At 54.2% G+C, this 17,310-nt stretch carries 17 protein-coding genes and 1 other RNA gene; 7 read left to right on the top strand and 11 right to left on the bottom strand.

What is annotated here, in order from left to right; all coding sequences use genetic code 11:
- The first annotated feature begins 117 nt into the window (after positions 1-117).
- Positions 118-1,551: a 6-phospho-beta-glucosidase gene (locus tag OGY07_RS12490; protein ID WP_286600899.1), complete on the top strand. Its 1,434-nt coding sequence runs from the start codon at positions 118-120 to the stop codon at positions 1,549-1,551.
- 58 nt (positions 1,552-1,609) lie between these two features.
- Here the strand turns inward: OGY07_RS12490 and OGY07_RS12485 are convergent, their stop codons facing one another.
- The 4 genes from OGY07_RS12485 to gcvT form a co-directional block, all read right to left on the bottom strand.
- Entirely contained in the window at positions 1,610-2,353 is a 744-nt protein-coding gene (locus OGY07_RS12485) for an SDR family oxidoreductase (protein WP_042292156.1), read from the bottom strand.
- Positions 2,354-2,428: 75 nt separating this feature from the next.
- Positions 2,429-5,302 carry an aminomethyl-transferring glycine dehydrogenase gene (gene gcvP / locus OGY07_RS12480; protein WP_286600898.1) on the bottom strand — a complete coding sequence of 958 codons (2,874 nt, stop codon included), beginning with the start codon at positions 5,300-5,302 and terminating at the stop codon, positions 2,429-2,431.
- Between the two features lie 208 nt (positions 5,303-5,510).
- Positions 5,511-5,900, bottom strand: coding sequence for a glycine cleavage system protein GcvH (gene gcvH / locus OGY07_RS12475; RefSeq protein WP_042292161.1), 390 nt, complete (start codon positions 5,898-5,900; stop codon positions 5,511-5,513).
- 25 nt (positions 5,901-5,925) lie between these two features.
- The gene (gene gcvT / locus OGY07_RS12470) at positions 5,926-7,020 is read right to left on the bottom strand and encodes a glycine cleavage system aminomethyltransferase GcvT (protein WP_042292164.1); all 1,095 of its coding nucleotides are present in this window, start codon (positions 7,018-7,020) and stop codon (positions 5,926-5,928) included.
- Positions 7,021-7,313: 293 nt separating this feature from the next.
- On the opposite strand from gcvT, the gene OGY07_RS23480 reads away from it, so the two are divergent.
- A complete protein-coding gene (locus tag OGY07_RS23480; RefSeq protein WP_434219506.1) occupies positions 7,314-7,397 on the top strand; it encodes a hypothetical protein in 84 nt (27 codons plus the stop codon).
- A gap of 73 nt (positions 7,398-7,470) precedes the next feature.
- On the opposite strand, the gene ubiI is transcribed toward OGY07_RS23480, so the two are convergent.
- From ubiI to ygfB, 4 genes are all read right to left on the bottom strand, one after another.
- The gene (ubiI, locus tag OGY07_RS12465) at positions 7,471-8,673 is read right to left on the bottom strand and encodes an FAD-dependent 2-octaprenylphenol hydroxylase (protein ID WP_286600896.1); all 1,203 of its coding nucleotides are present in this window, start codon (positions 8,671-8,673) and stop codon (positions 7,471-7,473) included.
- Between the two features lie 99 nt (positions 8,674-8,772).
- A complete protein-coding gene (ubiH, locus tag OGY07_RS12460; RefSeq protein WP_060569476.1) occupies positions 8,773-9,951 on the bottom strand; it encodes a 2-octaprenyl-6-methoxyphenyl hydroxylase in 1,179 nt (392 codons plus the stop codon).
- Positions 9,948-11,264 carry a Xaa-Pro aminopeptidase gene (gene pepP / locus OGY07_RS12455; RefSeq protein ID WP_199957201.1) on the bottom strand — a complete coding sequence of 439 codons (1,317 nt, stop codon included), beginning with the start codon at positions 11,262-11,264 and terminating at the stop codon, positions 9,948-9,950. Before pepP ends, ubiH begins: the two co-directional genes overlap by 4 nt.
- A gap of 27 nt (positions 11,265-11,291) precedes the next feature.
- Complete coding sequence (ygfB, locus tag OGY07_RS12450; protein WP_131729030.1) at positions 11,292-11,870, bottom strand: UPF0149 family protein YgfB; 579 nt, start codon at positions 11,868-11,870, stop codon at positions 11,292-11,294.
- 167 nt (positions 11,871-12,037) lie between these two features.
- Between ygfB and zapA the strand changes: the two genes are divergently transcribed.
- The 3 genes from zapA (at position 12,038) to OGY07_RS12435 (ending at position 13,212) form a co-directional block, all read left to right on the top strand.
- Positions 12,038-12,367, top strand: a complete 330-nt coding sequence (gene zapA / locus OGY07_RS12445) for a cell division protein ZapA (RefSeq protein ID WP_006686880.1) — start codon at positions 12,038-12,040, stop codon at positions 12,365-12,367.
- Positions 12,368-12,408: 41 nt separating this feature from the next.
- Positions 12,409-12,592, top strand: a non-coding RNA gene (ssrS, locus tag OGY07_RS12440) — 6S RNA.
- A gap of 23 nt (positions 12,593-12,615) precedes the next feature.
- On the top strand, positions 12,616-13,212 hold the full coding sequence (locus tag OGY07_RS12435) for a 5-formyltetrahydrofolate cyclo-ligase (protein ID WP_060569478.1): 597 nt from the start codon (positions 12,616-12,618) through the stop codon (positions 13,210-13,212).
- A 68-nt stretch (positions 13,213-13,280) separates the two neighbouring features.
- Here OGY07_RS12435 and OGY07_RS12430 read toward each other — a convergent pair whose 3' ends face one another.
- On the bottom strand, positions 13,281-13,760 hold the full coding sequence (locus tag OGY07_RS12430) for an Hcp family type VI secretion system effector (RefSeq protein WP_199957203.1): 480 nt from the start codon (positions 13,758-13,760) through the stop codon (positions 13,281-13,283).
- A gap of 216 nt (positions 13,761-13,976) precedes the next feature.
- Positions 13,977-14,693: a hypothetical protein gene (locus OGY07_RS12425; protein ID WP_286600888.1), complete on the bottom strand. Its 717-nt coding sequence runs from the start codon at positions 14,691-14,693 to the stop codon at positions 13,977-13,979.
- A 196-nt stretch (positions 14,694-14,889) separates the two neighbouring features.
- Here OGY07_RS12425 and OGY07_RS12420 point away from each other — a divergent pair, with 196 nt between their 5' ends.
- Positions 14,890-15,117, top strand: coding sequence for a hypothetical protein (locus tag OGY07_RS12420; protein WP_286600886.1), 228 nt, complete (start codon positions 14,890-14,892; stop codon positions 15,115-15,117).
- A 189-nt stretch (positions 15,118-15,306) separates the two neighbouring features.
- Positions 15,307-15,753 (top strand): hypothetical protein, encoded by a 447-nt coding sequence (locus OGY07_RS12415; protein ID WP_286600883.1) that lies wholly within the window; start codon positions 15,307-15,309, stop codon positions 15,751-15,753.
- An 88-nt stretch (positions 15,754-15,841) separates the two neighbouring features.
- Here OGY07_RS12415 and serA read toward each other — a convergent pair whose 3' ends face one another.
- Positions 15,842-17,074 carry a phosphoglycerate dehydrogenase gene (gene serA, locus OGY07_RS12410; protein ID WP_042292195.1) on the bottom strand — a complete coding sequence of 411 codons (1,233 nt, stop codon included), beginning with the start codon at positions 17,072-17,074 and terminating at the stop codon, positions 15,842-15,844.
- Positions 17,075-17,310 lie beyond the last annotated feature (236 nt).

The raw sequence follows: 17,310 nt of genomic DNA, 5'->3' as shown, positions 1-17,310 counted from the left end.
AAACAGGGTGTTTTTTGGTGGTAACAAATTACCGCTGCGCTATTTTGTTATATCGTGACATTTACCTTCCCTTTGTTAGACTCAAATCCGTTTGTATGAATTTGAGATAACCTGACGATGAACACACTCACCTTACCGAAAGATTTTTTATGGGGCGGCGCAGTCGCAGCGCATCAGGTGGAAGGCGGCTGGAATAAAGGCGGCAAAGGACCGAGCATTTGTGATGTGCTGACCGGCGGCGCGCACGGCGTACCGCGTGAAATCACCCGGGAAGTGGTGCCGGGCAAATACTACCCGAATCACGACGCGGTGGACTTCTATGGTCACTATAAAGAAGACATCAAACTGTTTGCCGAAATGGGCTTCAAATGTTTTCGCACATCGATTGCCTGGACGCGCATTTTTCCACAGGGCGATGAAACACAACCCAATGAAGAGGGGCTGAAGTTTTACGATGACATGTTCGATGAGTTGCTTAAGTACAACATTGAACCGGTCATCACCCTCTCCCACTTTGAAATGCCGCTGTATCTGGTAGAGCAATACGGTGGCTGGACGAACCGTAAGGTGGTCGATTTCTTTGTTCGTTTCGCTGAAGTGGTGTTTGAACGCTACAAACACAAGGTCAAATACTGGATGACCTTCAACGAGATCAACAACCAGCGTAACTGGCGCGCGCCGCTGTTTGGCTACTGTTGCTCCGGCGTGGTATATACCGAGCATGACAATCCTGAAGAAACCCTCTATCAGGTGTTGCATCATCAGTTTGTCGCCAGTGCGCTGGCGGTGAAAGCGGCGCGGCGCATCAACCCGGAAATGAAGGTCGGTTGTATGCTGGCCATGGTGGCGCTGTACCCCTTCTCCTGTAAGCCGGAAGATGTGATGTTCGCTCAGGAGTCGATGCGTGAGCGCTATGTTTTCACCGACGTCCAATTACGCGGATATTATCCTTCTTACGTGCTGAACGAATGGGCGCGCCGCGGCTTTACCATTCACATGGAAGAAGGCGACACGGACATTTTACGTGAAGGCACCTGCGACTATTTAGGCTTCAGCTACTATATGACCAACGCGGTGAAAGCGGAAGGCGGCAGCGGCGACGCCATTTCCGGCTTTGAAGGCAGCGTGCCGAACCCGCACGTGAAAGCCTCTGACTGGGGCTGGCAGATCGATCCGGTGGGTCTGCGTTATTCCCTCTGCGAACTGTACGAGCGCTATCAGAAACCGTTGTTTATCGTCGAAAACGGCTTTGGCGCTTACGATAAAGTCGAGGAAGACGGCAGCATTAATGACGACTATCGCATCGACTACCTGCGCGCCCACATCGCGGAAATGATCAAAGCGGTAACTTACGATGGCGTGGATCTGATGGGTTACACCCCGTGGGGCTGCATCGACTGCGTCTCGTTCACAACGGGTCAGTACAGTAAGCGCTACGGCTTTATTTACGTCAACAAACACGACGACGGTACCGGCGATATGTCACGCTCACGCAAAAAAAGTTTTGAGTGGTATAAAAAAGTGATTGCCAGTAACGGCGAAAAGCTTTAACCCTTTACGCCGGGTGGCGGCTTCGCCTGACCCGGCCTGGACAGGGCCGCGGTGGGATTTACTTCCCCCCGGCCAGTTCCAGAAAACTCCCCGTCACGTATGACGCCTTCTCACTTAATAGCCAGACGATCGCCTGCGCCACCTCTTCCGGCTGACCGCCGCGCTGCATTGGCAGCATTGACTTCACCCGATCCACCCGCCCGGGCTCGCCGCCGGAAGCATGAATATCGGTATAAATCAGTCCAGGACGAACGCAGTTGACGCGGATGCCCTGCGCCGCCACTTCCAGTGATAATCCCGTCGTAAGGGAATCGACGGCGCCTTTTGACGCCGCATAATCCACATATTCCCCCGGCGCACCTAACCGTGACGCCGCAGAGGACACATTCACAATCGCCCCGCCTTTGCCTCCGTGCCTGAACGACATACGTTTAACCGCTTCACGACAGCAGAGAAAATACCCCGTCACGTTAGTTGCCAGCACGCGATTGATCCGCTCAGCGGTCAAATACTCAACCGTGCTTTGTTCAAACAGGATACCTGCATTATTGACCAGCGCGGTTAGCGGCTCGTTTTCACTATCGATAGCGGCGAACATCGCCACGACCTGCGCCTCGTCGCTAATGTCAGCGCGCAGGGCAAAAGCCTTGCCGCCCGCGGCCGTTATCGCCTGCACGACCTCGGTTGCCGCGCGGATATTATGATGAAAATTCACGGCGACGGTATAACCTTCGCACGCCAGTTGCAGCGCGGTGGCCCTGCCAATTCCCCGGCTGGCGCCGGTGACCAGTGCAATTCCCATACTCTTTCCCCCACAAAAAAGCCGAGCGGCAGTGACGCTCACCCGGCCTACAATGTCACTGACACAGCGGAATGATTACTGGTATTCGCTCATCGGTACGCAGGAGCAGAACAGGTTACGGTCGCCGTAAACATCATCAAGACGCTTCACGATCGGCCAATACTTATTCGCCACCCCCGCCGGGAACACCGCGACTTCGCGGCTGTAGCTGTGATGCCATTCTGCCACCAGCTCGTTCTGGGTATGCGGCGCGTTCACCAGCGGGTTATCGTCCAGCGACCACTCACCCGCTTTCACGCGATCGATCTCCGCACGAATCGCCAGCATCGCATTGATAAAGCGATCCAGCTCGACCTTGCTTTCAGATTCCGTTGGTTCCACCATCAACGTGCCCGCTACCGGGAACGACATGGTCGGCGCATGGAAGCCGTAGTCGATCAGGCGCTTGGCAATATCCAGTTCGCTGATGCCTGTCTCTTCTTTCAGTGGACGAATGTCGAGAATACATTCGTGCGCCACGCGACCGTCGCGGCCGGTATACAGCACCGGGAACGCGTCTTTCAGACGGCTGGCGATATAGTTGGCATTGAGAATCGCCACCTGGCTTGCCTGCTTTAAGCCCTCCGCGCCCATCATCCGGATGTACATCCAACTGATCGGCAGAATAGACGCACTGCCAAACGGTGCGGCGGAAACCGCGCCCTGACGAGTCAGCATTCCTTCAATCTGTACCACGCTGTGGCCCGGCACAAACGGCGCCAGGTGCGCTTTCACGCCAATCGGCCCCATGCCCGGACCGCCGCCGCCGTGCGGAATACAGAAGGTTTTATGCAGGTTAAGGTGCGAAACATCCGCGCCGATAAAGCCTGGCGAGGTAATGCCAACCTGAGCGTTCATATTCGCCCCGTCAAGATATACCTGACCGCCAAACTGATGAACGATCTCGCACACTTCACGGATCGTCTCTTCATACACGCCGTGGGTGGAGGGGTAGGTCACCATGATGCAGGAGAGATTTTCGCCCGCCTGCTCTGCCTTCGCGCGCAGATCGGCAAGATCGATGTTACCGTTCTTGTCGCAAGCGACAACCACAACCTGCATCCCTGCCATTTGTGCAGAGGCCGGGTTAGTACCGTGGGCGGAGGCCGGGATCAGGCAAATATCACGATGCCCTTCGTTACGGCTTTCATGGTAATGACGAATCGCCAGCAGACCAGCATATTCCCCCTGCGCGCCGGAGTTTGGTTGCATGCAAACGGCGTCGTAGCCGGTCAGTTTCACCAGCCAGTCGGCAAGCTGGCCGATCATCTGCTGGTAACCTTCCGCCTGCTCCGGTGGACAGAACGGATGCAGTTCAGCGAATTCCGGCCAGGTGATTGGGATCATCTCTGCCGCCGCGTTCAGCTTCATCGTGCAGGAGCCCAGCGGGATCATCGCCTGATTCAGAGCCAGATCTTTGCGCTCAAGCGAGTGCATGTAGCGCATCATTTCGGTTTCGCTGTGATAGCGGTTAAATACCGGATGACTCAGGATCGCGTCGTCACGCAGCATACTTTGCTGAACAGAGCGGCTGTCATGGGCGACGTCTTTGTCCAGTGCGTCTACGTTCAGACCGTGATCGTCGCCGAGCAGGACGGTAAAAAGTTGCTCTACGTGTTCACGGGTTGTGGTTTCATCCAGAGTAATGCCCACTGCGCTGATGATATCGCTGCGCAGATTAAATTCTGCGGCTTCCGCACGCGCCAGCACCGCGGCTTTATCTGCCACTTCCACACACAGGGTATCGAAGTAGTGCGCATGACGCAGTTTCAGCCCTTTTTGCTGCAAACCTGCCGCCAGAATATCCGTCAGGCGGTGAATACGATTTGCGATACGTTTCAGGCCAACCGGACCGTGATATACCGCATACAGGCTGGCAATATTCGCCAGCAGCACCTGTGAGGTACAGATGTTGGAGTTGGCTTTTTCACGACGGATGTGCTGTTCGCGCGTCTGCATCGCCATGCGCAGCGCGGTGTTACCCGCCGCATCTTTCGATACGCCAATGATTCGGCCCGGCATGGAGCGTTTAAATTCATCTTTTGCCGCAAAGAAGGCCGCGTGTGGACCGCCGTAGCCCATCGGCACGCCAAAGCGCTGGGCGGAGCCGAATACAATGTCCGCGCCCTGTTTGCCCGGCGCCGTCAACAGCACCAGCGCCATAAAATCGGCCGCGACGCTGACAATCACCTTCCGCCCCTTCAGTTCGCTAATCAGCGCGCGGTAATCGTGCACTTCGCCGGTGGTGCCAACCTGCTGCAACAGCACGCCAAAGACGTCCTGATGATCCAGCACCTTTTCGGCGTCATCGACAATCACGTCAAAACCGAAGGTTTCCGCACGCGTCCGCACGACATCCAGCGTTTGCGGATGGACGTCAGCGGCGACGAAGAAACGGTTGGCGTTCTTCAGTTTGCTCACCCGCTTCGCCATCGCCATGGCTTCTGCTGCGGCAGTCGCTTCATCGAGCAGCGAGGCAGACGCCATATCCAGACCGGTCAAATCCAGCGTTACCTGCTGGAAGTTGAGCAGCGCTTCCAGACGGCCCTGAGACACTTCCGGCTGGTATGGCGTGTAAGCGGTGTACCAGCCCGGGTTTTCCAGCATATTGCGCAGGATCACCGGCGGTAACTGCACGGCGGTGTAACCCATACCAATGAAGGAGGTGAAGCGCTTGTTACGTCCGGCGATGGCTTTTAATTCAGCCAGCGCTGCATATTCTGTCGCCGCCTCGCCCACCTGCGGCGGTGTGGCAAGCTGAATATCTTTCGGCACAATCTGGCCGATCAGCGCATTTAACGACTCGGCGCCAACCGTATTCAGCATTTCTTGCTGCTGCGCGGCGTCCGGTCCGATATGGCGTTCAATGAAAGCGCCGCTGTTTTCAAGCTGGCTTAACGTCTGTGTCATGGGCGATGGTTCCTGAAACGTGCAGTGAATCGTGATTGTCTTTAACTCAATTGCCCGGTGGCGATACGCTTACCGGGCCTGGGCGTATGAAACAAATATGCAGAATCATTCGCGTTGCAGGAGGGCGGCGACGCAGAGGATCCCCAGGCGCTTAGGTGAGTCAGTGACCGGGGTAAGCCACGCCTGCAGCGTGAAGGATGCAGCGTTTTTACTCGTCTTCTAACAATGCTTCGTACGCCGTGGCGTCCAGCAGCGAATCCAGTTCGCTCTCATCGCTGGCTTTGATCTTAAAGATCCAGCCCGCGGCATACGGCTCGCTGTTGACCAGTTCCGGAGAGTCGCTCAGCGCGTCGTTGACGGCCACAATCTCGCCGCTCACTGGCGCGTAGATGTCAGACGCCGCTTTCACGGACTCGGCCACCGCGCAGTCGTCGCCTGCGCTGACCGTCGCGCCCACTTCCGGCAGGTCAACAAACACCATATCGCCCAGCAACTCCTGAGCGTGTTCAGTGATGCCAACGGTGTAGGAGCCATCTGCTTCTTTACGCAGCCATTCGTGTTCTTTGCTGTATTTCAGTTCTGCGGGTACGTTGCTCATCAATCAATCTCCAGAAAAGGATGAATCACGCGACGGCTTTGCCGTTGCGCACAAAGACAGGTTTAGTCACTTTTACCGGCATTTCACGGTTACGGATCTGCACAATCGCCGTCTCGCCAATGCCTTCCGGCACACGCGCCAGCGCAATGCTGTAGCCCAGCGTTGGAGAGAACGTACCGCTGGTGATGATGCCTTCTTGTTGATTACCCTGGGCATCGGTAAAGCGGACCGGCAGCGCAGTGCGCAGCACGCCTTTTTCCGTCATTACCAGACCGACCAGTTGTTCGGCGCCTTTTTCACGCTGCATCTCCAGCGCTTCACGACCGATAAAGTCGCGCTCAGCCGGTTCCCAGGCGATCGTCCAACCCATATTGGCCGCCAGCGGGGAGATCCCTTCGTCCATCTCCTGACCGTACAGGTTCATGCCCGCTTCCAGGCGCAACGTGTCGCGCGCGCCGAGGCCGCACGGTTTAACGCCAGCATCGACCAGCGCCCGCCAGAAATCGGCGGCCTTTTCATTCGGCATCGCAATTTCATAGCCCGCTTCGCCGGTGTAGCCGGTGGTTGCGATAAACAGATCGCCCGTCTGGACGCCGAAAAACGGTTTCATGCCTTCTACTGCCTGACGCTGTTCGTCGGTGAACAACGTGGCGGCTTTCGCCTGCGCGTTCGGCCCCTGAACGGCAATCAGCGACAGGTCATCACGAACGGTGATCTCAATGGCGTAAGGTTCGGCGTGTTGGGAGATCCAGGAGAGGTCTTTTTCGCGGGTGGCGGAGTTGACAACGAGGCGGAAGAAATCTTCGGTAAAGTAATACACAATCAGGTCATCGATGACGCCGCCCGACGCGTTAAGCATACCGGAATACAAGGCTTTCCCGGTTTTGGTGAGCTTTGCCACATCGTTCGCCAACAGATAGCGCAAAAACTCCCGGGTGCGGCTGCCGTGCAAATCGACGATGGTCATGTGCGACACATCGAACATGCCGGCATCGGTGCGGACCGCATGGTGCTCATCAAGCTGAGAACCATAATGCAGCGGCATCATCCAGCCATGAAAATCGACCATGCGCGCGCCACATAGCGTGTGTTGTTCGTACAAAGGAGTCTGTTGAGCCATCTTGTCCTCATTGAATAAGCGGGGCTGACAACCATTTCGCCGTGACAATATTCACCACGAAACCTGGCGCCGGAGCCCTGTCCCGACCCCGACGCAAACGTTCTCTTTGACTCTGAACTTACCACCGAAACTGACGCTTAACCATAAGGCAAAATTAATCATCACATTAGCTTATGACCAAAAATCGCCAGCAGCACAGAAAAATAAAATACTGCTTAAACGCCCTTCTGTCTGTGTTTTATTTTTAAAATTGCGCACCCTCTCCGCAGAATGAAACATTAAATGCGGAAAAATTGTCAAAAATCGCGCAGCGCAAAAACACTTTCATTAGAAAAAGTAATGCGAAAACGTGGGTGAAATTAGTTTATTTCAAATGAGCGAAGGTCCCCGGCGAAGACGCCGGGAGAGAGAAGTGTGACGGGTCTCAAACTCTGTGAATCGGGACGATTCTCAGCGTAGCCATTCGGGAAGATCGTTCAGGCCCATCGCCTGACGAATCAACTGCGGTTTTACGCCAGGAAGGGTATCGGCCAGCTTCAGACCGATATCCCGCAGCATTTTCTTCGCCGGGTTCTCACCGGCAAACAGTTCGCGGAAACCCTGCATACCCGCCAGCATCAGCGCGGCGCTGTGCTTGCGGCTGCGCTCGTAGCGACGCAGATAAAGATATTGACCGATATCTTTGCCCTGACGATGCAGACGCTTGAGCTCCTCAATCAGTTCTGCGGCATCCATAAAGCCAAGATTCACGCCCTGACCGGCCAGCGGGTGGATGGTATGGGCGGCATCGCCGACCAGCGCCAGCCGGTGCGCAGCAAACTGACGCGCATAGCGCCCGATCAGCGGAAACGCCTGACGCTCGCTTTCCACACGGCACAGGCCGAGACAGTTATCAAACGCGATGGTCAGCGCCTGGTTAAACGCGGCCTCATCAGCCTGCTGCATCCGTTCCGCCTCTTCAGGCGAAAGCGACCAGACGATAGAACACAGGTGCGGATCGCTAAGCGGCAGGAATGCGAGAATCCCGTCGCCGTGAAACACCTGACGGGCCACTGCGCCGTGCGCTTCTTCAGTACGAATGGTGGCGACCAGCGCATGGTGACGATAGTCCCAGAAGGTTAGCGGAATGTCCGCTTTATTACGCAACCACGAATGCGCCCCGTCAGCGCCAATGACCAGACGCGCGGTGAGCATCGTTCCGTCCTTCAGGGTCAGGAAGGCTTCGTTTTCACCCCACGCCACCTGTTGTAACTCCGCTGGCGCCAGCAGCGTGATATCGGAAGACTGTCGGGCCTTTTGCCACAGCGCGTCGTGAATGACAGCATTCTCGACGATATGACCGAGATGGCTGTACCCCATACTTTTGTCATCGAACGTGATACGGCCAAAGCTGTCTTTATCCCAGACTTCCATTCCGTGATAACAGCTCACACGGTGGGAAACGATCTCTGACCATACGCCGAGACGGCTCAGAAGTTTTTCACTGGCGGCGTTGATGGCCGACACGCGAAGCGCTGGCGCCGCATCCGCTGCCAGAGGCTGCGGTTCACGCTGCTCAAGAACCGCGACGCGCAGTCCGCTGCCCTGTAAACCACAGGCGACAGCCAGGCCAACCATGCCTCCACCAACAATTGCTACATCAACACTTTGCACTGTTTACTCCTGGTCAAAAAAACGTCTTTCGTCTGTTGCAGACCTGATAAAGCCCTCATTCAGGCATTTTAACGCGCATCGTGCCGGATGGCGGTTCACTTATCGCGCAACCCAGCCAAGCGTGCGCTTCACCAGAGCGTCACGGGCGGGTGGAAAAAGCTCCATAGCCATTAACCCGACGTTGCGCCCAACCACCAGCGGTATCCAGCGATTGGCAAACAGATGCACCATGCCGTCGGTCACGCCGACCGTGGCGTTCCGGTCTTGCTGGCGGCGCTGCTGATAGGCGGAAAGCACATTGTAATCGCCGATATCCTGCCCCACAGACTGCGCCTGCGTCAGGGTTTCAGCAAGACTCATCACATCGCGCAGCCCGAGGTTAAACCCTTGTCCGGCGATTGGATGCAGCGTCTGCGCCGCATTGCCCACCAGTACGGTGCGATGGGTAAACGCTTTCGCCGCCGTAGTCAACGCAAGCGGATAAGCATTACGTTTGCCCGCCAGCGTGATCCGGCCAAGCCGCCAGCCGAATGCTGTCTGCAGTTCGCGGCAAAAACGTTCGTCTGACCAGGCCAGAATCTCGTCGCGCTTTTCCAGCGGGTGACACCACACCAGCGAACAGCGGCCTTCAGACATGGGCAGCATCGCCAGCGGACCATGCGCGGTAAAGCGTTCAAAGGCGCGGCCGTCATGCGCAAGAGACGTGGCGACGTTCGCTATCACCGCCAGTTGCTCATACGGTTCCTGCTGCCAGTCAACGCCACACGCGCTTGCCAGCGCTGAACGCGTGCCGTCGGCGGCAACCAGCAGGCTACCGGTAACCGTCTGACCGTTTTCCAGCGTCACGCTCACCTGCTCCGCCGTGCGCGATACGCTGGCGACCCGATCCGGGCAGTGCAGCGTAACGCCAGACGCTTTGCGCAGCAGGGCAAAAAGCCGCAGCCCTACGTCGTGCAGTTCAACCACCTGCCCCAGCGCCGGGAGGCGATAGTCCTCAGCATGAAGGGTAACAAATCCGGCATGACCGCGATCGCTGACGTGAACGCTCGTGATAGCGGTCGCGCAGTCGGCAATGGCCTGCCACACGCCTATTCGCGCCAGTTGCTGGCAGGTACCTGCTGCCAGCGCAATCGCCCGGGCGTCGAATCCGGGGTGGCCATCGGCCTCCGGCGCCGTCGCTTCAATCAGATGTACCGGCAGCGTCCCATGACTGAGTTGCGAAATAGCCAGCGCCAGCGTCGCGCCGACCATGCCGCCGCCCACGATAATCACACTCATTGCTGACGCGCCGCCGCCATCAGCGCTTCAATCTCGTCCGCTTTTTTCACGACGCTGGCGGTGAGATTCTCGTTGCCGTTTTCGGTGATCAGGATGTCATCTTCAATACGAATGCCAATGCCACGGTATGCGTCAGGCACATCGGCATCCGGAGCGATATACAAACCCGGTTCAACGGTGATGACCATCCCCGGTTCCAGAATCCGCGAGCGATCCTGACCGTATTCGCCAACATCGTGCACATCCAGACCCAGCCAGTGGCTCAGGCCATGCATGAAGAACGGGCGATGAGCGTTGTCGGCAATCAATTGCTCCACCTCGCCATGCAGGATGCCAAGCTTCACCAGTCCGGTGATCATAATGCGCACCACCTCGCCGGTGACCGCCTGAATGGACGTTCCCGGACGGAACAGGCGCAGGCTGGTTTCCAGCGACTCGAGCACGATGTCATAAATTTCACGCTGGGCCGGGGTGAATTTGCCATTCACCGGGAAAGTACGTGTGATGTCCCCCGCGTAGCCTTTGTATTCACATCCCGCATCGATCAGCACCAGATCGCCGTCGCGCATTTCGCTTTCGTTTTCTGTGTAATGCAAAATACAGCCGTTTTCACCGCTGCCAACAATGGTGTTGTAAGAAGGATAACGTGCGCCGTGGCGGTTAAATTCGTGATGAATTTCACCTTCAAGCTGGTATTCGAACATACCGGGACGGCACTTTTCCATCGCCCGGGTATGCGCCAGCGCGCTGATTTCGCCGGCGCGACGCATGACGGCGATCTCTTCTTCTGATTTAAACAGGCGCATTTCATGCACCATTGGACGCCAGTCGGTCAGGGTTGCCGGTGCTTTCAGATTCTGCCGCGACCCTTTGCGCAGTTTTTCCAGCGCAGAGAAGACGATCTCATCGGCATAAGCGTACGCGCCCTGCGCGTGATAAACCACGTCCAGCCCGTTAAGTAACTGGTACAGTTGCTGATTAATTTCGCTGAAGGCCAGCGCGCGATCGACACCCAGTTTTTCCGGTGCGGCATCCTGCCCCAGACGACGACCAAACCAGATTTCTGCGGTCAGATCGCGCACGCGATTGAACAATACGCTGTGGTTATGGGTTTCGTCGCTTTTGATCAGCACCAGCACAGCTTCCGGCTCGTTAAAACCGGTGAAATACCAGAAATCGCTGCTCTGGCGATACGGGTACTCGCTGTCTGCGCTGCGGGTGACTTCGGGTGCGGCAAAAATCAGCGCGGCGCTGCCTGGCTGCATCTGCGCCAGCAGTGCCTGGCGACGACGTTGGTATTCCTGCGGTGTCATGACGTGGCCTCCGTTTTCGTTATCTTTTTAGTGTAGCGTCGGTTTTCGCACTTCCGGTGCGGTCGGTTGCTGTCGGGTAAAAGTGTCGTGACACAGCAGCGCGGCAACGCGCACGTACTCGATGATCTCCTCGAGGGACATTTCCAGTTCCTCCTGGTCTTCATCTTCGTCGTAGCCAAGTTGCGCGATATTACGCAAGTCGTCGATGGCTTCACCCGTTTCGCCGGTGACCTTATCCAGTTTAGGCTGCGTCACGCCCAGACCGAGCAGGAAATGGTTGACCCATCCCGCCAGCGCGTCGGCGCGATCGAAGACGCTCACGTCATCGCCTTCAGGCAGATAAAGCTGAAAAAGGAAGCCGTCATCTTCCAGCGCGTCGCTGGTGGCCGCGTGCATTTTGCGCAACGCCTGAGCCAGTTCATGACCGAAGGCCAGTCCCTCGTTCGTCAGGTCGTGAAGCAGCGGCTGCCATGAGCTGTCGTTGTTGCCGCCGCAAATCATCCCGCTGATTAAACCGTGCATTTCGGCTGGTGTCAGGCCAGCCCCTTGTTGGTTCAAATACTGGTTCATTTCGTTGTAACCAGGCATTTCGTTCTGTATAGACATACGCATTCGTCATCAAAGGGAGGATATTCATGATATGCTACCACTTTGGACCCTGGTGATACCAGAAAAGGGCTTGTATCTTCACACCAGGGTAGCTATAGTGTCGCCCCTTCGCGGACCCCGGGTCTGGAGACGAAGGCAGCGCAGTCAATCAGCAGGAAGGTGGCATGTCTGCACAACCCGTCGATATCCAAATTTTTGGCCGTTCACTGCGAGTGAATTGCCCGCCTGAACAAAGGGATGCGTTGAATCAGGCTGCGGACGATCTGAATCAGCGGTTGCAAGATCTGAAAGTTCGCACTAGAGTCACAAATACTGAGCAGCTGGTTTTCATTGCCGCACTGAACATCAGCTACGAATTAACTCAGGAAAAAGCGAAGACCCGCGACTACGCGGCGAGCATGGAGCAGCGTATTCGGATGCTACAACAGACCATCGAACAGGCACTGCTTGATCAGGGTCGCATAACCGAAAAAACGGGCCAAAATTTTGAATAACACTTCCCGGTTGACTATGGTACAGTGACCGTGAAGAAAAAATTTCTCTGAGATGTTTGCAAGCGGGCCAGTCCCCTGAGCCGATATTTCATACCACAAGAATGTGGCGCTCCGCGGTTGGTGAGCATGCTCGGTTCGTCCGAGAAGCCTTAAAACTGTGACGACACATTCACCTTGAACCAAGGGTTCAAGGGTTACAGCCTGCGGCGGCATCTCGGAGATTCCCCTTCTTAAATCTGGCGACAGCCATGACGCTACATTCTGAACTTTCCTTATCCAGACAAGACATTCGCCGTATGATTCGGCTACGCCGCCGCGCCCTGACGCCATCATATCAACGTGAATCTGGTCAGCGCGCCGCTACCCGTATGCTTGCTTATCCTCCGGTGGTGATGGCGCATACGGTCGCCGTGTTTTTATCCTTTGATGGCGAACTCGACACACAGCCGCTGATCGAGCAACTCTGGCGCGCGGGCAAGCGCGTTTATCTGCCGGTTCTTCATCCTTTCAGCCCCGGCAATCTCCTGTTTTTACACTATCACCCGCAAAGCGAACTGGTGACAAACCGTCTGAAAATTCAGGAACCTAAGCTCGACGTACGCGACGTACTGCCGCTTGCGGATCTGGACCTGCTGGTGACCCCGCTGGTGGCGTTTGACAAACAGGGTCAGCGATTAGGCATGGGCGGCGGTTTTTACGATCGCACGTTGCAAAACTGGCAGCAGCATGGTTTTACGCCAGTGGGGTATGCGCACGATTGCCAGGTTGTAGAAGCCTTGCCCGTTGAGAAGTGGGATGTTCCGCTACCTGCGGTGGTGACGCCGTCGAAAGTGTGGGAGTGGTGAAAAAAAACCGGGCGGCGACGACGCCTTACCCGGCATGAAGATAGTATTGTTCATATTTCATACTTTTTTCACGCTACTATGCGATCGTTCCAGCAGTCTTTATACATAATGTTTCCGTCCGTATGCTTCCATGTAATTGTTTCATAACGGAGATTTATTTCTTCGAGATGCATATTAGTCATACCACTGGGATGCAAATTAGGCGTTATTGCAGTAATTTTCACATTCTCTAAGAGCATATTGAAATACTCAACTTCGATACCTGCATCATTAATCTTGTACATTTTTATCGTGGCTGATTTGAGCGTTCTTCCTTCACAAAGCGCCCGAAATAACAGTGGCGTTGTTTTATCAAATTCTTTCTGGAACAGAACAGGCGCATGGAGTCTGGTACCTGTCAGTCTTCCTGTATGCTGATCTGTAGGTAACCAGACATGATGGCTCACTGATCGTAATTCTATAGAACCGAGTCGGGTTGGCATCAAACAAGAACCCGTGACCGGGGAACCATTTTCATCTGTTAACCATAAATATGCAGGATTTGACATAGTATAAAACCCTCAAATAATTATTTCCATTTAAACCAAAGAAAGATATGTATACCGATGATCAGTAGAATATAAAAGCCCATCAGTGTAATTGCGAAATCAGGAAAAAATGACACTGCTACCATGCTCAAAACAACAATCGACAGCAACCATCCCGCAGACCAGAAAAAAAGGAAAAGCTCTTCCTTCAACCATTTTATAAAGTAACCCATATAATCACTTCACCAACCTGATGATCAAATCAACTAACGCATCATCTGTAATAAAAGCCGGGTTTAAATATGGGTTCTTCGTAATGACAGGCTCTATGAATAAATACATCATTTCCAGATGATACTCATATAAAGCCTGATAATAGTAGACATTAAACCTCTTCAAATTATTCGCACTTATTGATGCCTGTTGAACTAACCCATAAATGTTCAGTGCCATTGCCGTTGTTGTTACACTGCCTTTTAGCATAAGCGAGCGTAACTTCGATATACGACTGTACACCAGGGCATTAAAAGTAAAACTTTGACAGATTGCGACCGCCACGGAGGAGATCAATAATCTATTGGTTAAACCTGTTGTTGAAATATGAACCCCTGCACCTACAAGTTTTCGTACTATATTTTGCACCTGCCCTTCTTTTTTATTCTTGAAATGAATCTCTATATAGATCCGCATCATTAGAAAAATAATATTGCGATCCTTTACGAGTTGAATAAGACCAGAAATAAACCTTACATCTTCATGTTTGAGTCGAGTGCAAACGTCCTGATAGTTTTCCATAAAACAAGAAGAATAATATGTAGCACGAGTAAAACCATCACCCATTTGTTTCAATGTATCGATAACATTTTTTTTCACTCCAGTCAGTGCACTTTCGAGCTTCAAAGCGAGAATTTTTTCAGCTTCTATTGATGTAATGATTGAGTCACTATAATACATAACCATCCTTCAATAATATTCATTAAATAGCAGCATGAATTGATACAGTCATAGGCTTTCAACACGCTGTCTGTATTTAACATCAGGTTATACTAAAAAAGGGTTATTCACGCTTATGTCATCTTTTTTCAGAATAAGGCCCGAAAAGGGCAAAAATAGCTGCGCTTGCTGAAGACAGGAAAGGGGACTTGTCCAAATGCCGGATGGCGGCGATGCCTCACCCGGCCTGGAGTTCATGATTCGTGGTTTGCGGCTTGCGGTTATTCCAGGCCCGGTAAACGTAGCGCCTCCGGGAAAAATCATCAGCCATATCAATAGGTTAATTTTTCGAGTCGCCTTCCAGAATACCCTCTTGTCAGCGTCATGGTTAAGCGGTATCTTCATGCCGCACCTGCAAAATCAGGTGCCGGAATTAGCCTTCTGAAAATCATACTGGCGATATATACTTCTATGTCGTGCGACTGGTCTCGCCTCAATGGTGGGCCGGTCGGGGGCGTCGCAAGACGCGCCGGTATCCAGTATGACCGGTAAGGCTAACTCCGTCCGGCACCACCACCCGCGAGATTAGCCTCTCCAGTGGTGGTTTAAATACGACATACTGGAGACGTCCCTAATGGACACTACCCCGCTTTTTTCACACTCTTTATTTACCCTGCCGTTTAACCATGCCACGGATTTCACCGAACTGGCGGATAACTGCGAGCGCTTTACAGAAGCGTTGGTCGAATGCCATAACCCGGTGGAGAAACTGGCTATCTGCGCACGTCTGTCCGCCTGTCTCGCGTTGTTACAGCCCACGCTAACCGAGCCTGTGCCCGCGCATTTGAAAGACAGCCTGACGGTTGTCACCTTGCCGACGCGTTTTCCTCTTTTCGCGCCGGAAGCGGATCAGACCGGACGCTACTGCCAGCTGTTAACGCAGTTGTTGATGAGCAAAACGCTTTCCGCGGAGATGGAGCGGGTCGCCGGTGATTTATTGCAGGATCTGGTCATCTTTTTTGCCGATACGCTAAAAGCGCCACGCTGGCTGAAAACCGAAGAAGGGTTGGTGGACCTGTAAAAAACCGGGCGGCGACGCCTTACCCGGCCTGGAGCTTGACTTTGTATCAGGCCCGGTCAGCGTTAACGCCACCGGGCATTCTGGATAATCAGTACAGCAGACGTGCGCGAATGGTGCCTGGAATGGCTTTCATCGCCTGCAACGCTTTTTCCGCCACGTCTTCATCCGCTTCAATATCAATCACCACATAGCCCATTTGCGCTGAGGTTTGCAGATACTGCGCAGCGATGTTCACGCCCTGCTCAGCAAAGATCTGGTTAAGCGCAGTCAGTACGCCCGGACGGTTTTCGTGGATGTGCATCAGGCGACGCCCACCGTGCAGCGGTAGCGAGACTTCCGGGAAGTTCACCGCAGAAAGCGTGGAGCCGTTATCGGAGTATTTCACCAGCTTACCCGCCACTTCAAGACCGATATTTTCCTGCGCTTCCTGCGTGGAACCGCCGATGTGCGGCGTCAGGATCACGTTATCGAATTCACACAGCGGCGAGGTAAACGGATCGCTGTTGGTCGCAGGCTCGGTCGGGAAGACATCGATTGCCGCCCCGGCCAAATGTTTGGTTGCCAGCGCATCGCACAGCGCCGGAATGTCGACGACCGTACCGCGCGCGGCGTTGATCAGCAGCGATCCGGGCTTCATCAGGGCGATCTCTTTCGCGCCCATCATATTTTTCGTGGAGGCGTTTTCTGGTACGTGCAGGCTGACCACGTCGCTCATATTCAGCAGGTCAGAAAGATGCTGCACCTGGGTCGCATTACCCAACGGCAGTTTGTTTTCAATATCATAAAAGAAGACATGCATACCCAGCGATTCCGCCAGGATCCCAAGTTGCGTACCGATATGGCCGTAACCAATGATCCCCAGCTTTTTGCCACGCGCTTCGAACGAACCGGCCGCCAGTTTGTTCCACACGCCGCGGTGCGCTTTGGCGTTGGCTTCCGGCACGCCGCGCAGAAGCAGCAAGAGTTCACCAATCACCAGTTCCGCAACCGAACGGGTATTCGAGAACGGTGCGTTGAACACCGGAATACCGCGCTTCGCCGCCGCGGACAGGTCAACCTGATTGGTGCCGATGCAGAAACAGCCGATGGCGACCAGTTTTTCCGCTGCGTTGATCACGTCTTCAGTCAGATGGGTACGGGATCGCAGGCCAATGAAGTGGGCATCACGGATGGACTCTTTCAGCTGTTCAGCATCCAGCGCCCCTTTGTGAAATTCGATGTTGGTATACCCTGCCGCACGAAGGCTATCCAGCGCCTTCTGGTGCACGCCTTCAACCAGCAGAAACTTAATCTTGTCTTTCTCCAGCGATACCTTTGCCATTTCCCCGACCCTGTGTTTTATCTGATGTTGTGTGTGCGGATTTCCATCCGCCTTTCAACATATCAAAAAAAATTATTGCGGCAATATGAACGTTTGCGTCGACTTGCTGAAGAAATATCATGCAGCGGGAAATACCAGAGGAAAATGCTGGAGATAACTTTTTCTTTGGTGAGTTCAGCAGGGCAAACGATAAAACGTGACAGAAGTCACCAAATTTGCCCTGCGGAAATTTTTTA

It is taken from the genome of Citrobacter sp. Cs237 (assembly GCF_030332325.1).
Taxonomy (GTDB): Bacteria; Pseudomonadota; Gammaproteobacteria; order Enterobacterales; family Enterobacteriaceae; genus Citrobacter_A; species Citrobacter_A sedlakii.
The sequence above is the reverse complement of the archived record's forward strand: the minus strand, read 5'-3'. Positions and strand labels throughout refer to the sequence as shown.